Origin of the sequence: Neisseria sp. HMSC066H01 (assembly GCF_001837375.1) — a bacterium.
GTDB lineage: Bacteria > Pseudomonadota > Gammaproteobacteria > Burkholderiales > Neisseriaceae > Neisseria.
Map to the genome: position 1 here is coordinate 460,310 of NZ_KV832194.1, position 22,810 is coordinate 483,119.

General features: G+C 40.7%; 23 protein-coding genes. 16 read left to right on the plus strand and 7 right to left on the minus strand.

From position 1 onward, the window contains the following. Window positions 1-15: 15 nt before the first annotated feature. The 5 genes from HMPREF2551_RS06335 to HMPREF2551_RS10325 form a co-directional block, all read right to left on the minus strand. Entirely contained in the window at window positions 16-783 is a 768-nt protein-coding gene (locus HMPREF2551_RS06335) for a hypothetical protein (protein ID WP_143128517.1), read from the minus strand. A gap of 133 nt (window positions 784-916) precedes the next feature. Next, window positions 917-3,367 (minus strand): VirB4 family type IV secretion/conjugal transfer ATPase, encoded by a 2,451-nt coding sequence (locus HMPREF2551_RS06340; protein ID WP_070837931.1) that lies wholly within the window; start codon window positions 3,365-3,367, stop codon window positions 917-919. Between the two features lie 62 nt (window positions 3,368-3,429). Then, complete coding sequence (locus tag HMPREF2551_RS06345; RefSeq protein WP_036490852.1) at window positions 3,430-3,735, minus strand: VirB3 family type IV secretion system protein; 306 nt, start codon at window positions 3,733-3,735, stop codon at window positions 3,430-3,432. Window positions 3,736-3,743: 8 nt separating this feature from the next. After that, the gene (locus HMPREF2551_RS06350; protein WP_036490854.1) at window positions 3,744-4,133 is read right to left on the minus strand and encodes a TrbC/VirB2 family protein; all 390 of its coding nucleotides are present in this window, start codon (window positions 4,131-4,133) and stop codon (window positions 3,744-3,746) included. A 46-nt stretch (window positions 4,134-4,179) separates the two neighbouring features. Continuing rightward, on the minus strand, window positions 4,180-4,887 hold the full coding sequence (locus tag HMPREF2551_RS10325; RefSeq protein WP_349267168.1) for a lytic transglycosylase domain-containing protein: 708 nt from the start codon (window positions 4,885-4,887) through the stop codon (window positions 4,180-4,182). Window positions 4,888-4,987: 100 nt separating this feature from the next. On the opposite strand from HMPREF2551_RS10325, the gene HMPREF2551_RS06360 reads away from it, so the two are divergent. The 10 genes from HMPREF2551_RS06360 to HMPREF2551_RS06405 all read left to right on the plus strand — a co-directional run bounded on the left by HMPREF2551_RS06360 (window position 4,988) and on the right by HMPREF2551_RS06405 (window position 16,436). Further along, window positions 4,988-5,452, plus strand: a complete 465-nt coding sequence (locus tag HMPREF2551_RS06360; RefSeq protein WP_070837933.1) for a hypothetical protein — start codon at window positions 4,988-4,990, stop codon at window positions 5,450-5,452. An 11-nt stretch (window positions 5,453-5,463) separates the two neighbouring features. Next, entirely contained in the window at window positions 5,464-6,366 is a 903-nt protein-coding gene (locus HMPREF2551_RS06365) for a VirB8 family type IV secretion system protein (RefSeq protein WP_003746745.1), read from the plus strand. Then, window positions 6,366-7,091, plus strand: coding sequence for a TrbG/VirB9 family P-type conjugative transfer protein (locus HMPREF2551_RS06370; RefSeq protein WP_003746743.1), 726 nt, complete (start codon window positions 6,366-6,368; stop codon window positions 7,089-7,091). Before HMPREF2551_RS06365 ends, HMPREF2551_RS06370 begins: the two co-directional genes overlap by 1 nt. Before the next feature lie 2 nt (window positions 7,092-7,093). Beyond that, window positions 7,094-8,245, plus strand: a complete 1,152-nt coding sequence (locus HMPREF2551_RS06375) for a TrbI/VirB10 family protein (protein ID WP_070837935.1) — start codon at window positions 7,094-7,096, stop codon at window positions 8,243-8,245. Window positions 8,246-8,513: 268 nt separating this feature from the next. Next, window positions 8,514-10,205, plus strand: a complete 1,692-nt coding sequence (locus tag HMPREF2551_RS06380; protein ID WP_070837938.1) for a type IV secretory system conjugative DNA transfer family protein — start codon at window positions 8,514-8,516, stop codon at window positions 10,203-10,205. A gap of 63 nt (window positions 10,206-10,268) precedes the next feature. Continuing rightward, window positions 10,269-10,910: a hypothetical protein gene (locus HMPREF2551_RS06385; protein WP_234398625.1), complete on the plus strand. Its 642-nt coding sequence runs from the start codon at window positions 10,269-10,271 to the stop codon at window positions 10,908-10,910. Window positions 10,911-10,928: 18 nt separating this feature from the next. Next, complete coding sequence (locus HMPREF2551_RS06390; RefSeq protein ID WP_070837940.1) at window positions 10,929-12,623, plus strand: calcium-binding protein; 1,695 nt, start codon at window positions 10,929-10,931, stop codon at window positions 12,621-12,623. A gap of 70 nt (window positions 12,624-12,693) precedes the next feature. Next, the gene (gene virB11, locus HMPREF2551_RS06395) at window positions 12,694-13,713 is read left to right on the plus strand and encodes a P-type DNA transfer ATPase VirB11 (protein ID WP_003746733.1); all 1,020 of its coding nucleotides are present in this window, start codon (window positions 12,694-12,696) and stop codon (window positions 13,711-13,713) included. Window positions 13,714-14,463: 750 nt separating this feature from the next. Then, the gene (locus HMPREF2551_RS06400; RefSeq protein ID WP_036490865.1) at window positions 14,464-15,123 is read left to right on the plus strand and encodes a hypothetical protein; all 660 of its coding nucleotides are present in this window, start codon (window positions 14,464-14,466) and stop codon (window positions 15,121-15,123) included. Beyond that, on the plus strand, window positions 15,120-16,436 hold the full coding sequence (locus HMPREF2551_RS06405) for a Tle-like phospholipase domain-containing protein (protein ID WP_070837941.1): 1,317 nt from the start codon (window positions 15,120-15,122) through the stop codon (window positions 16,434-16,436). Before HMPREF2551_RS06400 ends, HMPREF2551_RS06405 begins: the two co-directional genes overlap by 4 nt. Before the next feature lie 575 nt (window positions 16,437-17,011). Here HMPREF2551_RS06405 and HMPREF2551_RS06410 read toward each other — a convergent pair. Both HMPREF2551_RS06410 and HMPREF2551_RS06415 read right to left on the minus strand, forming a co-directional pair. Next, a complete protein-coding gene (locus HMPREF2551_RS06410; RefSeq protein WP_070837943.1) occupies window positions 17,012-17,350 on the minus strand; it encodes a serine hydrolase domain-containing protein in 339 nt (112 codons plus the stop codon). Between the two features lie 302 nt (window positions 17,351-17,652). Further along, window positions 17,653-18,180, minus strand: coding sequence for a glutathione S-transferase family protein (locus HMPREF2551_RS06415; RefSeq protein WP_349267169.1), 528 nt, complete (start codon window positions 18,178-18,180; stop codon window positions 17,653-17,655). 365 nt (window positions 18,181-18,545) lie between these two features. Here HMPREF2551_RS06415 and HMPREF2551_RS06420 point away from each other — a divergent pair, with 365 nt between their 5' ends. The 6 genes from HMPREF2551_RS06420 (at window position 18,546) to HMPREF2551_RS10600 (ending at window position 22,802) form a co-directional block, all read left to right on the plus strand. After that, window positions 18,546-19,394, plus strand: coding sequence for a LysR family transcriptional regulator (locus HMPREF2551_RS06420; RefSeq protein ID WP_283122418.1), 849 nt, complete (start codon window positions 18,546-18,548; stop codon window positions 19,392-19,394). A gap of 72 nt (window positions 19,395-19,466) precedes the next feature. Beyond that, window positions 19,467-19,631, plus strand: coding sequence for a hypothetical protein (locus HMPREF2551_RS10515; RefSeq protein WP_283122412.1), 165 nt, complete (start codon window positions 19,467-19,469; stop codon window positions 19,629-19,631). Next, on the plus strand, window positions 19,621-20,445 hold the full coding sequence (locus HMPREF2551_RS06425; RefSeq protein ID WP_070837948.1) for an ABC transporter ATP-binding protein: 825 nt from the start codon (window positions 19,621-19,623) through the stop codon (window positions 20,443-20,445). The genes HMPREF2551_RS10515 and HMPREF2551_RS06425 overlap by 11 nt, the downstream gene beginning before the upstream one ends. Before the next feature lie 101 nt (window positions 20,446-20,546). Beyond that, window positions 20,547-22,064 carry an ABC transporter permease/substrate-binding protein gene (locus HMPREF2551_RS06430; protein ID WP_070837949.1) on the plus strand — a complete coding sequence of 506 codons (1,518 nt, stop codon included), beginning with the start codon at window positions 20,547-20,549 and terminating at the stop codon, window positions 22,062-22,064. A gap of 173 nt (window positions 22,065-22,237) precedes the next feature. After that, a complete protein-coding gene (locus tag HMPREF2551_RS10595; protein ID WP_070814150.1) occupies window positions 22,238-22,519 on the plus strand; it encodes an alcohol dehydrogenase catalytic domain-containing protein in 282 nt (93 codons plus the stop codon). Continuing rightward, window positions 22,494-22,802, plus strand: coding sequence for an MDR/zinc-dependent alcohol dehydrogenase-like family protein (locus HMPREF2551_RS10600; protein WP_168167154.1), 309 nt, complete (start codon window positions 22,494-22,496; stop codon window positions 22,800-22,802). The genes HMPREF2551_RS10595 and HMPREF2551_RS10600 overlap by 26 nt, the downstream gene beginning before the upstream one ends. The last annotated feature ends 8 nt before the right edge of the window (window positions 22,803-22,810 follow it).

Sequence of the window (22,810 nt, forward strand, 5' to 3'; positions counted from 1 at the left end):
CAGACGGCCTTATACTCAATTGGGTTTATAGATCGGTTTGGTTTTGCTTTCGATTTCTTTTCTATCATCAACTACGTCTTTTGCTTTTTTTCTAAAGCGATTCGTAGCTTCAGTTAGTTTGCCGTATGCAGCTCCTTGAGTGATGTTTTTGTTTAAACTGCTGCCGGTCAGCTGTTCTTTGGTCAGCATTTTGCGCATTGAGTTGTAGTATTCAATCTGTTTATCTAGAGCGTCAAGATTGTTCTTGTACTGATAGTATTTGGCCATTACGGCGTTTACTTGGATCTGTACATTATTTTCGGCAGTCTCGGCTTTACCTGCCTTATTTGAGAAACTGAATCCAGGCATACCTGATATACCACCAAGAGCGCCTTTTTCTTTGGCCATACCACCTTGAGAGGAGACTTTGCTGTTGATTCTTTTGAAATCACCTTTGATCTCTTCATCGATTTCAACCAACATATTGTACTTTTTTCTTTCCAGTTCGGTAATTTGTAGGCAAAGTGTCCCTGAAGCGGGGTTGTTACGCTGTATTGCTCTACATTTCTTTTTGCGCCGTTCAAACATACTCTTTACTTGAAAAGATTCTTTGACATTTGTATTTGCTCCATTGATATTGTCTAAGTATCCTCGAGACACACTGTCAAATCGAGCTTTCCAGTTCATCAATTGCTGTATCGCGTTGGTTGCTGCTGCTCCATCGAATACGGGAATACCTGTCGCCATTACGGATGTATTTCCCAGCATTCCTGCGCACACTAAAACTGTTGCCAGTTTTCTCATTGTGTTTTTCATTTGCTTACAATCTTTCTTAAATTAAATTATTTAAACGTATCCAAGTTTTTTGTTTTTCAGTAAAGACCATCTGGAACACTTACTGTTTTCAGACGGTCTTTGAGTTTCTTCGTCTATATGTCTAATCAGCATTACGCATCATATTGGCAGTCGACTTCTTACCGGAACCCTTACGTTCATCGTAGAAGGTCTGCAACCAATCTTCTGGTTTCACTGCATCGATATCAACGCCAAGGCGTTCGGCCGTTTTCTTGATAATGCCGTCCATGATGTCGATGTTGTCGGTACTGGCGGAGATGACAGCCAATTCGTCGTCAAATCCACGCAGATTAAGCTGGCAAACAGCTGACGCATGACCTTGTTTGACCAAGAAGCAGCGGCTACGCTCGTCCAGGCTTTTAATCACTTGGAACTCTGAGTCGGTCAGTTTCAAGCCGTCGATATAGTCTTTTTTATCTGCATTTGGATTTGGCAGCAGTATCATGGTAGCGGTCTGCTCAATCAGTGCGGCGGAAATATCGCTTTTGAGGGCGTCTTCCGGTGACTGGGTAGCGAAGATACCCATACCGTTTTGCTTACGGATGGTTTTTTGTTTGTTTTTGGCAAACTCTTTCAAACCGCCTTCACCATCAAGGATTTTCCAGAATTCGTCCATGATATAGATGAAGCGGCGGCCATCGATAAGCTCTTCCATTCGGTGGATAAGATAGCCGATGACTGGATCGCGTACCTGAGGGTTTTCAATCACATCGGTGTAGTCAAAGCCGATAATATTGGCTCCGCTGAAGTCGATTTTGTCCTGAGGGTTATCAAAGACCCAGCCAAGACTGTTCCCCCTAGTCCATTTGCGGATATTGGCATAGAGGGAGTCATCGCCGGTATTGGGCAGGGATTTTTGGAAGTTGGAAATGCTACGTAGCGCCGGAGGAGTGTCGAGCATGGCCCGAACGGCGCGCAGGACGTCGTCGTCTTCTGCGGCGGAATAGTGCGCCTTGCCACCTAACTGCTTCATAAGGCCGCAGAGGAATTGGACATTTGCCTCTGTATTTTCGCATTGGAAAGGGTTAAAGCCGGTAGGTTGGCCGCTTTCCAATGCCATATAGGCACCGCCGCAGGCTCTGACAAAAATTTCGGCACCACGGTCTTTGTCGAAGAAGAAAATAGTGGGCTTGGGATCGTATTTTTGTACCTGGCTGAGGAGGAAGTTGATAAGGGCTGTTTTACCTGTACCGGACTTACCAATAACCATAGTATTGGCAATGGCTTTTTCTCCTTCGGAATCTTCGCCTTCGAGGGTTGCATGGAAGTTGAAGTAGTAGGGCTGGCCATTGGTCGTCTGAAGAACGGTAACGCATTGCCCCCATGGGTTGCCCTCACGTTTGCCGGCGGCAAAATTGTGTAGTGGGCAGAGACCCAAGAAATTTAACGATGAGAGATTGGCGATGCGGGTGCGGTAGTTCCAGTTACCCGGAAGCTGGGCATAATATGCGGCGCAGACGGCCAAGTCTTCTTTTGTCGTTACAAAACCTGCATTGGAAAGCTCTGCTCGGGCTGCGGCAATGTTTTGGGAAAGCTGTTCTTGGCTGTCGGCATAGATAGCAAGACTGAAGTGGTAGCCGCCAAGAACAAAATTGCCGGATGCGAGTTGGTCCATTGCATGGTCAAGTTCTGCAATCTGGGTAAAGGATTTGTCGCCGGAAGAGATCATCATGCCACGAGTGCGCTCGAGGGTTTTCATGGCGTCGTATCGGCTCATGGGGCTGAAACTATGAGTGATAACGTATTCGACATCCAAATATTTGAGCCCGTTAAGCACGCCGGGATAGGTGCCGTCAGGGTATTCTTTAAGGTTGAGTATTGCGCCGTAGTGATTTTTACCTTCAGGGGTGCGGACGATATAGTCACCTGTTTTAGCAGAGAAAAGATGTCTGCTAAGAGGTAAGTAGTTGTAAACAGGAGCGGGCAGTACGGGAACCGGCTCGTTAACACGGTTAAGGATGTAACCGAAAAGTTCGAGTGTTTCTGAGAATACAGCCCCGTTTTTGCCTTCGTACATACCGAGTCGGTAGGGGTGGTAGTCTTTGAGGACGGCTTCAAGGTTGGTTGCTAATTCATTTAGCGTACCGATAGCTTGTTCCTGTTCGGCCTTTAGACGATCGATATTGCCTGATTTATCAACAAATTTTTTGCCGTCAACAACGGGACGGTAAATCATGGTCAAGTAAAGCTCGTTGTTCATGAGCTTTTCTTTAGAAAGTCGGGAAAAATAGCGGTCGGAGAGGCTTTGATTGAAAGACTCTTGGAATTTTGGGCGCAAATCGATGCCGCGATGGCGGCGAATGTCATGTACCCAGAAGGCAACATTGACATAGTCCGGAGCGCGTAAGGATTGGAGTAAGCGATTAAATGTGTTGTGTTTGTGTTCGAGTTCCCATTCTTCTCGACCTACAAAAGGAAGGCCGGATAGATGCCATGTTGTCAGGTAGTCCCCACCAGTGGTTTTGACAATGGTTGGGGAAACATGGGTGGAGAGGGATACGAATTGACTGATTGATGCGTCAGGAGTAAACATTTTATTTGTTTTTTGTGTTGAAATCGTCCGACAGACAAAGATGTCTGTCGGATGTTTTGTTGTCATTGTTTGGGAGGATTGTTACGGTATTCATTAGGCGAGAAGCACCACGTATCAGGAAACTCCTCTCGGTTTCTAGCTTTAAGTCTAAATTTCAGACGTAAACCTAGAAAACGAAAAATCATATCATCCCGCTTGGCCATCTGCCTCATAATCAGGATGATGAAGGGAATAGTCAATAAAAAAAACATATTGAAGTACATTCCCATCAATAATCCTGAGCCGGCTCCTATAAAGAAAGGTATATAGGGTACACCGAGAAAGGTTGCCGGACGCGTACATCCTCGAAAAACGATGTTTTTCTGCATGGTGTTAATTAGGCAAAAATTTGCAATACTTGGAGCATTGCTGATGTTGTACCGGCAGAGCAAGAGTCTGCATTGCCAACCAGCATTTTTGCGATTTGGCCGGCCGCACCAATCAGTACGCCACCAATTAAAATAGGAGCGACGTCAGAAATGCGTTTGTGTGCAAAAGCAATTTGGTAACCGGCAAAAATAATGGCGATGGTTACAACAGCAACGGACATTAAGTTCAATACGGTATGGATGTTTTTAATGAATTTACAAGCGCCACCAGAAGCTGAAGTAAAATCATCGGCTGCCATACCTACAGTTGGTGCTAAAAATGCTGCAGCAACAAATGCTGCTGTAGCAACGTTTTCAGCGGTAAAGCGGGATTTTTTTTGAATCTGAGTGTTTTTCATTTGAAATTTCCTATGTTTATTACAGGTTGATGTGAAAAAAAACTATCTAAAAGATTGCTGCGCTATCTTTATAAGTATTGCTTTTCGCTTGTGCAGTACTATTATCTTGTAGGGAATGTTGGTTTTTAGAGACAGTGCCCGAGTATGGTTGTGGATTAGCGGTAACTGTCAAATTTGGGCGGTTAGTTTGTTGCGCTGTCATTTGTCCCATAGGGCGAGGGGTATTCATAGTATTGCTGATGACTGGAATGGCATTTTGTGGGATTGCTCTCCCTTTCCCCATGGATGAAAAAATTTTTTGCACATATCCATGCTTATAACCGGTTACAAAGTTACCGGAATAATAACAGCTGAAAGATTTACCCCAGTCTTTTGCACGATTGTAGCATTCTCGCAATATGTGCGAGCCTGCCTTGACGTTTGGGCACACTTGGAATGCATGTTCGTAGGAATGCAACCCGTATTTCTTTAAATTGTATCGGTTAACTTGAGCTAATCCTAAGGAGAAGTTAAATCCCTTTTGTTCCAACATTTTAGCAGTAGCGACTGCTTCAGCCAAATTTTTAGGCTGTCTTTGTAAGCGTCCGCCTACAACACCTATAGCGTATGGGTTGCCTGAGGATTCAACTCTCACGACATGATGCATAATATCATGCGGAACAGCTAAGTCGGCGCAGGAAAAAAACATGATGTTGAGATGAAAATATGAATTTGTATTGACGTGAAATTTAGCACAGATTAAAATAATTAACAAGATTTTAACCAATAAAAATAACCAAACATGAATTGTCTTTTCTTCATTTTTAATTAAGACGCTTTGGTTGTAACTTAAGTTGTTTTATAAGGTGCTATGTATGTTTCTTTTAAGAACGCTGTTGCTGTCTGCTAGTGTGGGCGCGCTAATGGTAGGTTGTGCAAATCAGTCTGCTCCAGATTTCCCAAGTTCATGGAAGCCATTAAATGAACTACCTGATCAGGTAACTGAGATTCCTCTTGTCAAACCTCATGTTTATCAAGTGACACGACTTGATACAACTGTAAAAGGTTTGTTGGAGCGTTGGGGAGAAGAGGCAAAGATGCCTGTTGTTTATGACTATACGCTTGATTTTACTTTGTATAAGAAAGTATCAACAATACGAAATACCGAGCTTGATAATGCCTTAAGTGAATTATCTAAACTTTATGAAGATAAAGGGATGGTTTTCTATGTTCAAAATGGTGTCATTATGGCGCATAAGAAAATGGATGTTGCTGTGAAAAACAGTGGGAAGAAAAAACATGAGAGATCAGCAAAAGCTGATGTAAAAACTCAAGATTAAAATGGAAATATATGTTCAAATCAAGTAAAAATACTACTGATGGCAATATCCAAAAGGCTGTAAAAAGATCTTTGGATTTTGAAACGACCTTGGTCGATATCCGCAAAAAAAGTGAGAAAAGGGCATGGATTGTTGCCGGTATTTCTACCTTCTCTTCTTTGTGTCTGCTTGGCGGATTATTTTATATTTTGCCGCTGAAAGAAAAAGAACCTTATCTTGTTATGGCTGATGTCTATACGGGACAAGCTACTGTTGCTAAGCTAGCCGGTGATTGGAATAATTTAGATATTACTAAAAATGAAGCAGTAAATAAGAGTAATATTTCTCACTTTATTATTGCTAGAGAATCTTTTGATAGTCAGATTATTTATGATAATGACTGGGCTACAGTTTATTCTATGTCGGTTGCTGGGGTATCTGACAGCTACCGCAATCTGATGAATAAAAGTAATCCGAATAGCCCATTTAATCTTTATGGATCTGCTCAGTCAATTCGCGTTAAGATTTTGAGTATCGTCCTTAATAATAGTGGAAAGGCTGATGGTCGCGATGCCAGTGCAACAGTAAGATTCCAAAGATTTTTGTTAAATAAGAGTACTGGCATATCAAGATTTATAGATAGCAATGTTGCTACTCTGACTTATACTTATAATAGCAATTTGAAGATGGATGAAAAGTATAGGTTAAAAAATCCCCTGGGATTCCAGGTATTATCTTATCGTGTTGATCCTGATGCTAGTGAATCGCCTATTCAAGATTTATCTTCGGATTATCTTTCTGCAGGAACACCATCTGAAAACCAGACTCAGCAACAAATACAAAGTGTACCCCAGCCCCAGTTAGAAGCTCCTACATCTGTAGATAATGATGTTCCTAATGCTTCTCCTATATCTGTTGAAAGTGGAAATCAATAATGTTAAGAAAAATGTTTTTAGCAACAGCAGCATCATGTTTGTTGCAAGGAAGCGTCTATGCTGCAGCTATTCAAGAGTATACGTTTCAAGAAAATACAACTTATCCCGTTCATACGGCACAAGGCGTAGTCACACAAATTGAACTTGATTCTCGTGAAAAGGTTAAAGATTTTGGTGCAGGCCTAAGTGGTGGATGGGATTTGGTACGTAGAGAAAATGTATTTTATCTGCGTCCAAAGGCTGATGCAGTTGATACTAATCTTATTGTTCGTACTCAGGCTCACCAATATATTTTTGAGCTTAAGGTTTTGAAGAATGTTGTTGGCAATTTGTCAGAAGCTTCAGACAAAGGGGTAAATTATCAAGTTAAATTCAGATATCCCGATTCTACGGATTTCAGTCTTCGTGCTAGTACTTTGGCTGGTTATAGCCTGAAATATGATTCTTCTAAAATCTATAATACTAATTATGATGTGGCTGCAAATGAAAAATCTCGTTGGCTAGTTCCTTTAAAAGTCTATGATGATGGCAGATTTACCTATATCTACTTGAATAAGGGCAAGTTCACAGGTGATTTTCCTGCTGTTTATGGCAGAAAATCAGAGAAAGGAGCTGAGTTTGTTTTAAACAGTAATGTTGAAGGTAATGTAGTTATTGTCCATGGGACTTATCCATTCTTAGTTTTGAGACATGGAAATGATGTAGTTGGATTAAAAAGGAATTAAGAATGTCTGATAAGCTAAATAATGAACATCACAAAGATAGTGAATCATCACAAAATTTATATTCAAGCCAATACGAACAAGAACAATTGGCGGGACTTGAGGAAAATGCTCCTCAGCTAAATGCTCCTGTTGATCGTACAGTCAACAAAAAAGCTATTGCGTTTATTGTAGCTGCAGGTTTTGGGTTAGCTGGACTAGGGGCATTTGCCTATCATCAATTTAGTGGTTCTGATGAAGCTCCTCCTCCGGAACGTCCTCAGGTAGTTACTGTACCGGATTTGCCTGCTCCAGATCCTCAAGTTACCGAGATACCCCCAGTTGACCTAGTGGAAGAGCAGAAGCCTGAGCCAGAGAGTTCTAAAGCTACTGATACATCTGGTACACCACCAATAGAAATATCTTCCCCTCCTGTGGTAGAGACCCCTCCGCCTATAATTCCTAATATTCCTACGCAGCCTGTGGATATGTATGCCAACACGGATTCTAAATTTGTTGAAGATGGAGAGGCTGCTCAGAAAGAATCTGGAGTAAGTGTAGCTCAAGCTAATGCTGTTCGTTATATGCATAACAGGGATAAATTACTTTTACAGGGTACTTATTTGCGTTGTGTATTAGAAACTAAAATTGTTTCTGAAGTAAAAGGATTTACATCTTGTATCATCACTGAGCCTGTATACTCTGCCAGTGGAAAATATCTCTTGTTACCGAAAGGTTCGAAAGTAATGGGACAATATGGTTCTAGTAATCCTACTGGTCCGCGGATGGAGGTCATTTGGAATCGAATCATAACACCAGAAGGCGTTGATGTAACACTGGAATCTCCAGGAGTAGATAATCTTAGTGCAGCTGGTCATGTTGGTAAATTTAAGTCTCACTGGGGATCACGTTTAGCATCAGCTTTATTGATTAGTATGATTTCAGATGCTTTTAAATATGCTGCTACTGAATATGGTCCACAAGGACAAACGGTTACAACCAACACGTCAACTACCACTAATCCTTACGAGAGTGATACAGCCAATACATTGAAGCAACAGGCTATCAGTCAACTTGAACGAAATAATGCTCGTCCTAATACAGTAACAATAAATCAAGGTACTTTGATTAATATTTATACTGCCCAGGATATTGATTTCAGCTCGGTAATGCAGTAACCATAAAAGGCCGTCTATTTTTTCAGACGGCCTAATTATTAGGCCTCATAATAAGGAGGAATTATGGGAAATCTTTATCATGCTGCTGTCGATAACTCTCTATGATTAAAGGAGAATCTAAGAGTTTATATAGAGAAGATAGCATAAGAATTCGGTCGGTGGTCTAAGAATAGTCTTTCTTAAATACAAGATACTAAAAACTATCTAAAAATTTACATCTCAAATAAAAATTCAAAATAATTCAATTATTTAACTTACAGGTATTATAATGACTCTAAAAAACAAATCTATTATCACGGTATTTCTATTATTAATCTCTTTGTTATTGGGTTGTTATCTATCAGGTTTTATCCTACTGCAATGGTTAGGCTTAGATAAAACCCCTTTGCTGCTCACAACATGGTTTAAATACTATAATACATTAGATATTCCTCAAGTTGCCAAATACTCGTTACAGATTAAAACTTCAGGAATTATTGGATTTGGTTTAACCTTTTTGATTGGTCTGATTGGTTTAATTCCCATTTGGCGTACTGCCTCACAAAGTCTTCATGGAGAAGCACGATTTGCCGGAATGGCTGATTTGTCAAAAGCTGGATTTTTTAAACAGACAGATACTTCAATTGTTGTTGGTAAATACAACGGTAAATTATTACATTACAATGGCCAGCAATTCGCATTATTAGCGGCTCCAACTCGATCTGGTAAAGGTGTCGGCATCGTTATACCGAACCTGTTAAGCTATAAAGGATCGGTAGTAGTATTGGATATTAAACAGGAAAACTTCAACTTGACTAGTGGCTACCGCAAAGAGGTGCTAGGCCAGGAAGTATATCTGTTTAATCCATTTGCCGAAGATGGTAGGACGCATCGTTGGAATCCGTTTACCTACGTTTCTTCCGATCCGGACCAACGAGTGTCAGACTTGATGTCGATAGCTGCAATGTTGTATCCGGATGGAGATAGTCGTGATAAGTTCTGGGTGGCGCAGGCAAGAAATGCATTTTTGGCGTTTTCACTTTATTGTTTTGATGAGCATGAAGCAATGGCTGACTTTTCTGTGGAGGGCAAAGAAAATGAGCCAGCTTGTACATTAGGGAAAATATATCGCCTTTCATCAGGTAATGGAACAGAGCTCAAGGAGTATTTTACATCTTTATCACAACAACCATATCTCAGCGAGGCTACAAAAACTGCTTTTTCCGGTTTAATCTCTCAGGAAAAAGAAACCTTTGGTTCTATCATGGGTACGTTTAAAGAACCTCTCAACCCATGGATTAATCCCGTCATTGATGCCGCCACTTCCGCTGATGATTTTCTGTTGACTGACGTACGTAAAAAGAAAATGACTATTTATATCGGCATTCTTCCTAACAAGCTTGCTGAATCAAGGGTCATTGTTAACCTCTTTTTCTCTCAACTTATCAACCAGAATACGAAAGAGTTGCCTCAGGACAACCCAGATTTGAAACACCAATGTATGTTGTTAATGGATGAGTTCACAAGTATTGGTAAAGTTGAAATCATTGCTCATTCTGTCAGTTATATGGCGGGCTATAACATTCGCCTATTTCCGATTATCCAGTCAGTCGCCCAGCTGGATGCTGTCTATGGCAAAGAATATGCGCGTACTATTATCACTAACCATGCTTTGCAAATCATCTATACACCTAGAGAACAGCAGGATGCAAACGAATACTCCGAAATGCTGGGTTATACCACAGTGAAAAGAAAAAATGTCAGCCGTGGACGCGAACGTAGTGTCTCGGAAAGCGAAGAGCGCCGCGCACTGATGTTGCCGCAAGAGTTAAAGGCAATGAGCCAAGATAAGGAAATTATTCTTTATGAGGGTATGTCACATCCGGCACAAGTGGGGAAAATCCGTTATTACCAAGATGGAACATTTACTAAACGGCTGATGGGGGCAGTGAAAGTTGCCTCGTTAAAAGAAAAACGGTAATAGTAATCAAAGTCCAAGGTCGTCTGAAAATGAAATGTGCAGAATGACAAAAAAGGAATTTATATGAAACTATCAGCGATTACAGCCATATTAACTGTATGCTTGGTAACTTCTTGTACTCCGCAGATTAGTAATAAAAATATTAAGGATTCTTCCAAGATGCAGAATATACAAAAAGAAATAACTATGGAACAAGTGCGCAATCGTTGCCGAAGTATGTTGCACAAAGTGGAAAATCGGGATGATCTAATCAAGCAGATGTATGATACGGCTTTTAAAGATGACTGCCTGTATGCAATGTATGCGCTAGAATTAGAAGATATTTGGCAAATTCCAGTTGTTGAAGGACATGTTAATAATCATTTCGAAAATTTTACTTCCCCTATTGGATTATATGTGGCAGTACGTCATACCTCATATAAAACCAGTTTCATTATTTTACCGACCAAACAATATTTCAAAGAAAAAATAAGTATTTTTCCTGAAAATAGATTTCCTGATTTTTTACCAAAGCCTAAGGAGAAAGAAATGCCTCCTGAGTATGGAGATTATTATCCACGACGTGAAACTGACCCGATTAAAGAGCTGGTTGATTACTACTGGCGTGAAAATGGTCGTGAAATAATTGCAGCAAACAACGGTTCTGGAGCAATTACAGCATTTACTTTTTATAGTAATACAGAAATGAGTCCGATGGGTTATTGATACAGAGACTAATATATAATGACTAAATTAAACGAAAAAGCAGAAACTCAATTAAGAATATTAGGTTTTCATAATAAACGGTTCAACTCCACTATGTCAGAATTGGACAGGATAAAGGCAGATTATGAGCTGGTTAGACAAATTAATCAGTTTAGCAGTAACGGACAAGGTTTTTTCGAAGCTAAAGATAGCAAGAGTAATGCATACTATAACTCTAAAGATAGAAATATCTATTTTCTACCAGGTTCAAAGTATACTACTGCTACAGCAGTAGCCCATGAAATAGGACATGCATTGGGTAAATATCAGGCTAAATCAGCGAGTTATTATAATACTGCTAAAGCTTATGCTCAAGTACGAGGCTATGGAGAAGCAGAGGCAATCTTTAATGAAGCACGTATGATTGCTTATGAAGAGCGAAATAATGGAAGTGCCTATAGTACTAAAATTAGCGGTGATCTTTATCCTTATATCAAGGGTAAATCTTTTGAGCAAGTTAAGGATTTGATTGCTCGCCAAAATATGTATGGTATGCGTCCAAATTCAGAAGAAAATGAATCGATTAGATTGAGTTATTATGAAAAGGATATTTATTACTTTCTGAATACCCGTACCAATTTTGCCAAAGACTTTTCTGAGGCATTCTTAAGGCCGGAAGATAAACAAGTATTTGTTAAACATATGGCAAATTATGACACTTTTGGAAATAAGGGTAACAATAAAGTCGTTGCTGATGGATCATATAGTCGTGATAGTTTATTAATAGGCAGATCTAAGACTTTCTTAAAAAGTGGTGCATATATGTATGGAGATGCCGGTGATGATATTCTAAAAGGTACTAATCAAAATGACATTTTATTAGGCGGTAGTGGTAATGATGTATTAATTGGTGGTAATGGTAATGATGTTTTAGCCGGTAATTCCGGAAGAGATAAATTATTTGGTGGTAAAGGACATGACAAATATCGTGCTGATAATTTAGATATTATCCGAGATTCAGACGGCAAGGGTGAAGTGTCATTAAATGGCCATATATTACAGGGTGGCGTACGTGATTTATCTCAACCAAACCGTTTCGTTTACCGTAGTGCTAGAATGGTATATGAATGGGATAGAAATACAGGGACATTAGATGTAAATGGTCTTAAAATTGAAAATTTCAAAAATGGTGATTTAGGAATTCATTTAAAAGAACAAAAAACAGGCCAATATAATGATGTTGTTAGAGTACATTCTGCTACGGGAATAGATGGTATTAAGATTTTGCGTCAACCTCGGAATACCAACATGGCTCATACTCCAGCTCCTAGCAATGGGGATGATATGTACACTAATCAGCCTTTGAATTTGGAAGCAATCCCACAAAATGCCCAAAATATCTATCAGCAGAGTAAAAAAATTTTTACTGAATTCTGTAATAAAAAAGATATTATCTACGATGAAAGAAGCTTAGATAATATTGCTATGGCACTGGCTGCTGAAGGGTACGCAAACAAGATGAGAGGTGCATCTCTAATTAATATTAAAGAAAATGGGCATATTCTTATTGGTGATAAGGCTCCTGAATTAAGAACTGCTTCGGTGGATATGCAAAAAGCTGCGGTTATTCCGATAGAGGAGAGTATTATTAAAGTACAAGCAACATCTCAGCAATTTGAATTAGAAACACAACAAAAGCAGTTAACACAAGCCAGAGGGCTGAGTATTTCTTAGGCTAAAATGAAAAACACACCTAAGGTTCAAATATATTGTAATTAAATTTTTGAATAAACTTATTTTAAACATGGATGAATTAAACTCAACAATTTCAGCAGATTTCTTAGATTATCAATACGAAGTATTGGGAATTACCTCTTTCCTGAAAGATCCTGATGTTACAGAAATTTGTATTAATAGGCCGGGAGAGGTATTTCTTGAGACTTCTCGAGGTTGGAAAAAGGTAGAAGTAGATACGCTAAACTTTGATAGGGCACGTCAGTTCTGTACAGCTGTTGTTAATGAAAGTAATACTGGTCAACGAATTACAGAAGCAGAGCCAATGGTGTCATTAACATTTCCAACAGGCCAACGGGCACAATTTGTAATTCCTCCTGCCTGTGATGCAGGAAAAGCTTCAATTACGATCCGTTTGCCATCAAAACACACAAAGAGCTTAAGTCAGTATAGTAAAGATGGTTTCTTTAGTCAGATTATTGAGCTAAATGGAGAATTGTCGCCTCAAGATAAGGAATTAGTTGAACTGAAAAATAATCGGAATTACGAGGAATTTTTTAAAAAAGCCGTTGAGTATAAAAAAAATATAGTTGTTTCAGGTGCAACTGGTAGTGGTAAGACTACTTTCATGAAAGCGTTAGTTAACCACATTCCTTTAAGCGAGAGACTAATCAGTATTGAAGATGCTAGGGAGCTATTTATTCCACATGAGAATGTAGTTCATTTACTTTACTCAAAAGGTGGACAAGGTAGTTCAAATATCACAGCAAAAAGTTGCATGGAGTCCTGTTTACGTATGAAACCAGATAGAATTATTCTGGCCGAGTTACGAGGAGACGAATCGTTTTATTTTATTCGAAATTGTGCATCTGGACACCCAGGATCTATTACAAGTTGTCATGCTGGTAGTACTGAACAGACTTGGGATCAGCTGGCACTAATGGTAAAGGCATCACCGGAAGGAAGTGGTTTAGAGTTTGAAGTTATAAAAAATCTACTCAGGCAAACCATTGATATTGTGGTACATATTAAGGCTCATTCTGGACAACGTTATATTACAGGTATTGATTTTAACCCTATCAAAACTTGATAAAGGGTTTAAAAAGATATATTTTCTGACCTAAAACCTTTATAAGAATCCTCTAAATTATCACTGAGAATATTTAGGGGATTTTTATAAGCAGCTTCCCCAATTAAGTCATTTATGCTATGTTTGCTAATTTCATTTCATTGAAGATAGCGCGGATATTTCATGAGCAGTCGAGTCGATCAGTAGGATCGCTTGATTGATGAGGCCATCTAAATAAATTATAAATTCAACATAATATAAATTATTTTCCTTTTTCCTATTTTTCTACTAATTCCGCTTTTTGTTTCTATCTTTCAAATGAGAATTAATAATACTGAGAGTATGTGCATAGTACTTTAAATTTTATTATATAATCAATAGTTTTTAAGAGAAATTAGACTGTTTAATTTTACTGTAATTCTACTTCTTAATTGTTAAGGAGTAGAATAGGGTAAAGAGCAGGAAGCTTAGTATGACCAAGTACCTTTATCTCGCTCTATCACTGATTGGGACTTAATAGAACGGGGCGTAGTAAAGTTTTGAGTTGCCTAAATCCTAATATTTATTTAGTATTCTTTCCGTTAATCACTATTTATCTACCTTTCAGCATTATCTTAGTTAAGATGTCTGGATGCTGTTATAATATAATTCAATAACCACTATTTAGAGTAATGTGGTAAATGCGTTGAAGCATCAAACAGAATGTATCCTGATCAAGTTATCTTAAATTAATACTTAATTTGCTCATGATATTGAATAAGGACTTTACTGATGAAACCTTTTATCCTGCTGCTATCTGCAGCTTTATTGTCAACTTTTAGCCTAAATGCTTGTACGGAGAGAAATAATATGAGTGTCCAAGAACAAACAGAAGCACGTTTCAAATTGAACCCCGAGCCGAAACAACCATACAGGATCAAGGTTAAGATTAATAATGCACCGGGGCCGATGAAACCTATAAACGATATGTATATTGGTTATGCAGCAAGAAATTGTTCTTATACCATTAGTCGGTTGGCAGGTGCGACGGCATCTCCTGAAAAAAATATTCCAATCAAAATGAATTTGGTCGGACATGATGAATACGAAGTACTCTTCTATGCTGATGCTGTACTGGATGAGGATTATTTCGGAGAAGGTGTCTGCCAATGGAAGCCTGAAAATTTTGGAGCTTCATTTAAGGCGACAGGTAAAAAGGAAGAAACTGAATTCAATATCAGCGATGTAATGGGAAATCTTGAAAAAGAAAAAACACTGACCAAATATTATTGGAAGCGAGGGTATCCGTATCATAAAAATGAAGACGGTTTACCAGATGAAAGAATAGCCCCTGATTTTGGGGAAAATACTTTGAAAGGTTATGGACCGGGACCTCATAATGACAATGATTTTTTTAGTATTACCGTTACTTTAGAGGAAATTAAACCATGAGCCAACTAAGCAAACAACAACATGCCGACCTTGCCAAAGATTCCTATGAAAACCGTGTGGTTACTCCTCCTAATAAAACCTTACTTATTGGTGGAAATCATTATAGAGTCCTAGCTGTCCACAAAAATCCGACAACAGACTACCAAGGTGTAGTTTATCAAGATGTCCGTACCAATGAGATTGTTGTCGCCCATAGGGGGACGTCATCTCTGATGGATGTCAACGTTGATCTGAAAATGGTTATACATAAGGCCAATATCCAGGCAGAAGATGCAGCAAAACTGACTAGGATAGCGCTAAAAGCAGCTAAGGAATTTCACGATGATCACCCTGAGTATAACACCCCTCGAATCACACAAGTTGGTCATTCCTTAGGTGGAACGTTAGCTCAAATTCAATCTTATCGTTTCAAGCAGGAGGGAGTTACCTTTAACGCCTATGGTGCAGCAGCTTTAAATGGGATTCCTAAAGGGGGGGATAAAGTAATCAATTACTCATTGGCGTCAGATGCGGTATCAGCTGCAGCGCCTCATTATGGTAAAATGGTTATTCTAGCTAAAGAAAGAGAATTAATCATGCTGAAACTTAATGGATACAGTAATCACGGCGGTATACCTTATTTAAAGGAGACAGTTTCACCAGCTGCTGGATCTCTGTTGTGGTCACACGGTATTGCTAATTTTACCGGTATTAATTCAATACTCTCAGAACGCAATTATCAGCCTGCTTTGGAATTGGCAGAACGCAATAAAAAATTGATAACTGATTATAGGGATGATGTTAATGACTACCGAAACACGCTACATAAAATAGGCAAAGGTGTAAGCGGAGCCCGAGAAATGTACTGGAAAATCCGGGAAAAAAATGACAGAGATCCGAACCTGATGTCTTGGAATGATAAGGAAGAGCAGTACAATTTCATGCAGACAGTTGCTTCATTTAACCCACAATCTCTTCCACCTGAGGCACAAAAACTTTTTGATTCTGTCAAAGGGCATATGACCGCTTACCATGAGAAAAACGGTTTGCCTATTGATGAAGAAAAATTCCAAAATTCCGTAATGGCTCTTACTGCTTTAGGGATATCACAAGGAATGACTAAGGCCACTCTGTTCAGTGTGCAAAGAGGTCAATATCTAATTGGTGAACTCAACCCCCATCTAAATCGTGTTGGAATGCATATGAATGAATCTGCCTCTATACCTGCAGTAGAAAGTTTGAATCAAATTCAACAAGCTACGCGACAATTTGAATATGATGAGCAACAAAGACAAGTGGCGCAATTACAGTCACGAGGTATAACTTTGTCGTAAGAGAAACAGAATGCGTTTAGAGGTAGTTTGAAACACATTTTTACAGGAAAAGGTCGTCTAAGTTTTTCAGACGGCCTTTGCTTTATTTTCCTTTGAATATGTGTTAAGTAGAGAAAACAGAAATTATCAGACTGAAATACTATCAATTTAACATAATATAAATTAATTTCCTTTTCTCTATTCTTCTACAAATTCCGCTTATTGTTCCTATATGTCAAATGAGAATTAATGATACTCAAGAGAGTGTGCTCATAGTACTCCAATTTTTAGTATCAAATCAATAGGTTTTAAGAGAAATTTGGATACTTGGTTTTACTGTATCTCAACCACTTAATTATGGAGTAGTGGAATAGGATAGAAGTTATCAAGCTAAGACAGAGTACCTTCATCTTTTGAAAAAGTTAAAAAGTAGGGTACAGATTAGGTTAAGATAATAGCGATTGTCTAAACTCATTCCACCCAGTTTGGCGGTTAGGTTCTTGCCAATTTTTTATCCCATACGGCAATAGACTTTCAGCACATATTATAATCGAGGGTATTACTTGCTTTTTCATAATATGCCTGAGAAAAGCAGCTTAAAATCCAATTTCCAAAGTACAGACTGGGTTGGCCAAATAACCACATACGTTCGGCATGTGCCCTGTGCCGCGCACAAAACCGCCGTGCAGCCCATAATGGGCTTTGAGTGGGGGTAGGTGCAATTTGTCGCATTCGCCTTTAAAAATCAGGTTGTCCATATCGCCGCAGTGATTTTGCGCGGCATAGTTTGCCATGGCAGGAGAAAGGATGCGTACGCCTTGTCCGATTTTGTTCAGGCGCAGGTTTTTGGTGAAGCGGTAAAAATCGTCAATCGTGTAAAAGGCGTTACCAGCAGGGATTTGGCAGTCGTCCGCTGCTTGGCCATCTGCGGACATTCTTATGCAACGATGTGATTAAAAATCCACAAGTAGAACAATACTTAGCAGACTACCAAGCACATTTAGAAAAAGTGTTCGGTTAATTGGGGAATATTAGTTTAGAAGGTGAGCATTTTTGCTCCCCTTTTTTTATTTCAAACGCTTATCAAACTTTCTGATAGGGAAGGGAAGATGAATAGACTGAATTTAGATAAAACAAGCGGTCAAGTTTCTAGGAAGATTTGCAAAAAACTAAACTTTGGGCCAAATTAAGAGTGCCGTCTGAAACCTAAATTTCAGACGGCCTTTGATTTCTTGCTTTATTTTCCAAATACTGCCAGATCAAAGCGTTCAATATAGGCGACTAAATTTGCTTTGGTTCTGGCATATAGTGCTATTTCAGTATCGATTGGTGTAAGAATTAGGCCGGCGACAACAGGCGCAATGGTAACATCAATGGATGTTAATTCATCGCCGAAGAAATAGTCTTTAGTACCTAAGTAGTCGCTGATAGCATCTAAATCTGCCTTTCCAAAGGCATAAATATCGGCTTGCGTGTGTCTTCCGATACCATGTCCGTGCATTTCTTTTTTCGCGTTTTCCTGCAACACAGTAAAAATCGCTTCTGTTTGTTCAATTGGCATGCCATCAAACATCGCTTTCATCATAAATGGTTTGCCGATATGATCTACGAAACGGTTGTATACCCCTATCCAATACAAATGTTCTTCAGTCATACGGCGAAAGGCTTCAGCAATCGCTTTTTGTTCAGTTGTTAAATACTTATCTAAATCAAATCCATAGGTTTCTTTGAGATAACGTTGAATGTGTGAGCTATCCGCAATCAGCTTTCCCCATGTTGCAAAACAGGTACTTTACCTTTAGGCATTTTACTGAGATCTGCAACATATTCTTTTTCAAAATCTAAACTAGATAAGTGCAGCATAGCTTCGGTTTTCCAAGCAAAGGGAGATACGCTGCGAACTTTATCCGGTACCGGGTAAAGTAAATAATTTAAGCATTTTTCTATATCCTTTATTATTTGTTATTCAAAAAGGTTCTATTTTTGCTTTTACGGCATGACCTCATGATTTGGGTTTTATCAGCCTATAAAAAGTGTATTGTAAATTAATTCAATAAACTTAATAATACATTAAATTTTTTAGACAGTTTTAAGTGGAGCTTTAAAATAGATCAATTTAAACTTATCTACATTTTTGCTATGATTTTGCAACATGGCAGCATGAATGCTGCAGCACCGCATTTAGGAGTGACTGCTAGTGCAATCAGTCAAGCAATTCGTAAGCTAGAAGCACATTTCGGCGTTAAATTGCTAAATCGTACCACTCGTAGCCTTACACCTACAGTAGAAGGTAAGCAATTACAGCAATACGCCCGCCAATTGATTGACTGGTACGATGCCGTAGAGCGGGAAATGGGGATTTTACAAACCGAACCGAAAGGTGATGTTCGTATCAGCCTACCGACTGGTTATAGTGCAGTTGAGCCCATGAAGCTCACTGTGCAAACGTTACATCGGAATTATCCCGAAATCCGCTTAATATTAAATGAAAGTAACCGATTGATAGATCTGCAAAAAGATGCTGATATTGCTATTCGTGCCGTCTTGCATCCTGACGATCCTGACATCATCGTGCGTCCATTGGCTCAATGGCAAACTTTGATTTGTGCATCACCAGACTATTTGCACAAACACTCAATTGCACAACCGAAAGATTTACTCAATGCCGACTGGCTCAATCACAATAGTAATATCTTGTTACATGCATTTAAATGTTTAGGGTTGCCAGACAGACTCCCTGAGCATCGCACTGATTGTCCTGATTCCTCGTTGGTGGCGAGAGAATATGCTTGTGCCGGTATGGGGTTGGCAGTGTTACTTTCCGGTGATGCTGCACAATTACTAGAAAATGGCAAGTTAAGTGTTGTTTTGCCTGAATACAAACTTCCTATTCGTACTCTTTATGCTGCTACGGCACATCGTACCCAATCAGTAAAAGTACGTGTTGTATTGGATTGTTTAATGCGTTGTTTTGCCTGAATGCAAACTTTCTAAAAGCCATTTTTCTAGCTACCTTTATCTTATTTGTACATAACTTCAAAGGAGTTTGTTATGAACATAGCTATCACCGGCAAACTGCACAGCTACCACAATGAAACCGTGGAAGAAGCTTTTGCCAAAGGCGAACTTGCCGTCGTTTCAGACGACCTGCCACAGTTGTTGGGAAGCACACCGCTTAATTTTGAAGACGTAGTAAGGGCACAATATGCAAAATAATCTTGTCCCATTTATCGAATTTCGTGGCACAGGCAAGCATTATGACGGCAAATATGCTGTGCGTGATTTGGATTTGACCATTTATCAGGGTGAATTTTTCGTGTTGGTAGGTGGCTCGGGCAGCGGCAAATCCACCACTTTACGCATGATTAACGCGCTAATTGAACCGACCGATGGCAACGTTTATCTGCACGGGAAACGGATTAAAGACTACGACATCCGCCAGCTCCGCCACCAAATTGGTTACGTATTGCAACAAATCGCGCTTTTTCCCACCATGACCGTCGCGGAAAATATCGAACTCATGCCTGACGTACTGGGCTGGCCGAAAGCCGAACGCAAAACGCGTGTGAATGAATTATTGGAGCTGGTGGAACTTGACCCTGCGCACTACCGCGACCGCTATCCGCACGAACTTTCCGGCGGTGAACAGCAGCGCATCGGTATTTTGCGAGCCATTGCAGCCAAGCCCCAAGTTCTGCTGATGGACGAACCGTTTTCAGCACTTGACCCGCTGGTACGCACCGTGCTGCAAGAGCAAATTGCTATGATTCACCAAAAATTTGGCACCACTATCGTTTTTGTTACCCACGATATGCAAGAAGCCGCCAAACTCGCTTGCCGTATCGGTGTAATGCATAACGGCAAATTGGTACAAATCGGCACAACTGAAGAAATCAAAAAGCAGCCGGCAAACGATTACGTGCAATCGCTGTTTTCCACCGCCGACACACCCGATGCCGAACGCATCATCCACCAATTCTTACGGTTGGATAAACAGGGACAGGAAGCGGTGAGAAGGGCGGTGTTATGATGGTGAAGGCCGTCTGAAACCTCTTTCAAGGCGCTAACACCTTGCTGTAAAACGAACATAAACATCTATTATTCAACATACTAACTATAAAATTTAAAACTATGTTCTCATCCCTAAACGTTACCCCAGCAGAACTCTGGCAAATGCTGCTTACGCATTTATGGCTTTCCGGACTGGCTTTGCTTGCGGCCGTGGTGATTGCCGTGCCCGCCGCCGTATTGTTTGCGCGCAGACAGCGGGCAGCGGAAGCAGTATTGCAGTTCACCAATATATTGCAAACCATCCCGTCTTTGGCATTGCTGGGTTTGTTGATTCCGTTTGTCGGTATTGGATCACCGCCTGTCTTGATTGCGCTCACGCTATACGCGCTGCTGCCGATCTTTCAAAACACCTATCTGGGGCTGACCCAAATTGACCAATCGATTCAAGATGCGTACACCGCATTCGGACTATCGCGTTGGCAATCATTGTGGCGGATTGAGCTACCAATGGCATTGCCAGCCATGATGTCGGGCATCCGCACAGCGGCAGTACTGATCGTCGGCACGGCAACACTGGCGGCGTTAATCGGTGCAGGCGGTTTGGGTAACCTGATTCTGCTCGGCATCGACCGCAACAACATGACGATGACGTTTACCGGCGCATTGCTCTCCGCATTACTGGCTGTCGGCATAAGCGGCATTATCGGGCTGTTGCAAAAATCGCGACGCAAGTTGCCGATTATTCTTGCATTGGCGGTAGGCTTCGGCGCACTCGGCCTGTCGCAGGTTTCGTTTGCGCCTACCACGCAAAACGTGGTGATTGCCGGCAAAATGGGCAGCGAGCCGGATATTCTGATTAACATGTATAAATTATTGATTGAAAGTGAAAATCCGAATATCAAGGTTACAGTCAAACCTAATTTCGGTAAAACCACCTTCCTGTTTAACGCACTGAACAGCGGCGAAATCGACATTTATCCCGAATTCACCGGCACAGTGTTGGAGGCCTTAGTACAAGTGCCAACTGAACAGAAGAACCGCCATCTGTCGCCAGATGAAACCTATCAACAGGGCAAACAATTATTGGCGGAACAATATCAGTTAGAGTTTCTACCACCGATGTCTTATCAGAACACTTATGCGTTGGCAGTAAAAGAAAGTTACGGTGCATCGCACCAACTGAAGACAATCAGCGATTTGAAGCAGGTAGCACCCGATATCCGAGCAGGTTTCTCACTGGAATTTATCGACCGAGCGGACGGCTATAAAGGCATGCAGGCTGCCGGTATTACGCTAAAACATATTGTTAGCCTAGAGCCCGCCCTGCGCTATACGGCACTGATGAACGACAAAATCGACTTGGTGGAAGCCTTTTCTACCGATGCTGAGTTGAAACAATATCAGCTGCGCCTGCTGAAAGATGATATTTCCCTGTTCCCCGCCTATCAGGGCGCACCATTGATGAAAGTGGAATTTGCCGAAAAAAATCGTCAAATTGTGACCGCACTTAACCGACTGGCGGGAAAAATTAGCGAAGAGGAAATGAGCGAGATGAACTACCGCGTGAAAGTGCAAGGTGAAAACGCGGAACACGTGGCGCGGGATTATTTGGAGAAGAATGGGTGGTTAGGAAAGTGAAACTAGCAGGGGGTGTTTTCAGGTAGCCTGAAAGCATAAAAAGCAGCCTGCACGCCCTCTCCCGAGTTTTCAGACGGCCTTCGGGCTACCTGAAAACGGTGCGGGGCAAGTTTCTGCGAAGCTAACATATCTCCCAGCAATCGCCCTGTAAAAACAATTTATTAGGAAACTTCATGAAAGCCGTAAAAATCTACCAAGCTGGCGGCCTGGAACAACTAATTTATCAAGACGTGCCAACACCTGATATCAAAGAGGGTTGGTCACTGGTAAAAATCAAAGGCTTCGGCATCAACCATTCTGAGATTTTCACGCGTGAAGGCAAATCGCCATCCGTGCATTTTCTGCGCATTTTAGGCATTGAATGTGTAGGCGAAGTGGCGCAAAGTTCCACGCCCGCGCTGGCGGTCGGACAAAAGGGTCGTCTCTATTATGGGCGAAATGGGGCGCGCCTTTGACGGCAGCTACGCCGAATATTTGTTGCTACCCAACGAGCAAATTTACCCCGTTCATACCGATTTGGATTGGACAACCCTTGCCGCCATCCCCGAAACCTACTACACCGCGTTCGGCTCATTGCAGCAGCTTCGTATCGCGCCGCAAGATCGTGTGCTGGTGCGTGGTGCAGGCAGCGGCGTGGGCGTAGCCTTTGCACAGCTGCTCAAAGCGCAGTTTCCGCATGTGGTACTGCACGGTTCAACGCGTAATCCTGCCAAAGCTGCCCGTTTGCAGGCGGTCTGATTTGACGA

Excerpts from the sequence above, each read along its gene's own strand:
- HMPREF2551_RS06340 (WP_070837931.1), bottom strand. The coding sequence starts at position 3,367 with ATGTTTACTCCTGACGCATCAATCAGTCAATTCGTATCCCTCTCCACC.
- HMPREF2551_RS06405 (WP_070837941.1), top strand. The coding sequence starts at position 15,120 with ATGAGCCAACTAAGCAAACAACAACATGCCGACCTTGCCAAAGATTCC.
- virB11 (WP_003746733.1), top strand. The coding sequence starts at position 12,694 with ATGGATGAATTAAACTCAACAATTTCAGCAGATTTCTTAGATTATCAA.
- HMPREF2551_RS06335 (WP_143128517.1), bottom strand. The coding sequence starts at position 783 with ATGAGAAAACTGGCAACAGTTTTAGTGTGCGCAGGAATGCTGGGAAAT.
- HMPREF2551_RS06425 (WP_070837948.1), top strand. The coding sequence starts at position 19,621 with ATGCAAAATAATCTTGTCCCATTTATCGAATTTCGTGGCACAGGCAAG.
- HMPREF2551_RS06375 (WP_070837935.1), top strand. The coding sequence starts at position 7,094 with ATGTCTGATAAGCTAAATAATGAACATCACAAAGATAGTGAATCATCA.
- HMPREF2551_RS06385 (WP_234398625.1), top strand. The coding sequence starts at position 10,269 with ATGAAACTATCAGCGATTACAGCCATATTAACTGTATGCTTGGTAACT.
- HMPREF2551_RS06430 (WP_070837949.1), top strand. The coding sequence starts at position 20,547 with ATGTTCTCATCCCTAAACGTTACCCCAGCAGAACTCTGGCAAATGCTG.
- HMPREF2551_RS10600 (WP_168167154.1), top strand. The coding sequence starts at position 22,494 with ATGGGCGAAATGGGGCGCGCCTTTGACGGCAGCTACGCCGAATATTTG.
- HMPREF2551_RS06370 (WP_003746743.1), top strand. The coding sequence starts at position 6,366 with ATGTTAAGAAAAATGTTTTTAGCAACAGCAGCATCATGTTTGTTGCAA.
- HMPREF2551_RS06345 (WP_036490852.1), bottom strand. The coding sequence starts at position 3,735 with ATGCAGAAAAACATCGTTTTTCGAGGATGTACGCGTCCGGCAACCTTT.
- HMPREF2551_RS10515 (WP_283122412.1), top strand. The coding sequence starts at position 19,467 with ATGAACATAGCTATCACCGGCAAACTGCACAGCTACCACAATGAAACC.
- HMPREF2551_RS06390 (WP_070837940.1), top strand. The coding sequence starts at position 10,929 with ATGACTAAATTAAACGAAAAAGCAGAAACTCAATTAAGAATATTAGGT.
- HMPREF2551_RS06365 (WP_003746745.1), top strand. The coding sequence starts at position 5,464 with ATGTTCAAATCAAGTAAAAATACTACTGATGGCAATATCCAAAAGGCT.
- HMPREF2551_RS06380 (WP_070837938.1), top strand. The coding sequence starts at position 8,514 with ATGACTCTAAAAAACAAATCTATTATCACGGTATTTCTATTATTAATC.
- HMPREF2551_RS06360 (WP_070837933.1), top strand. The coding sequence starts at position 4,988 with ATGTTTCTTTTAAGAACGCTGTTGCTGTCTGCTAGTGTGGGCGCGCTA.
- HMPREF2551_RS06350 (WP_036490854.1), bottom strand. The coding sequence starts at position 4,133 with ATGAAAAACACTCAGATTCAAAAAAAATCCCGCTTTACCGCTGAAAAC.
- HMPREF2551_RS06400 (WP_036490865.1), top strand. The coding sequence starts at position 14,464 with ATGAAACCTTTTATCCTGCTGCTATCTGCAGCTTTATTGTCAACTTTT.
- HMPREF2551_RS10595 (WP_070814150.1), top strand. The coding sequence starts at position 22,238 with ATGAAAGCCGTAAAAATCTACCAAGCTGGCGGCCTGGAACAACTAATT.
- HMPREF2551_RS06410 (WP_070837943.1), bottom strand. The coding sequence starts at position 17,350 with ATGTCCGCAGATGGCCAAGCAGCGGACGACTGCCAAATCCCTGCTGGT.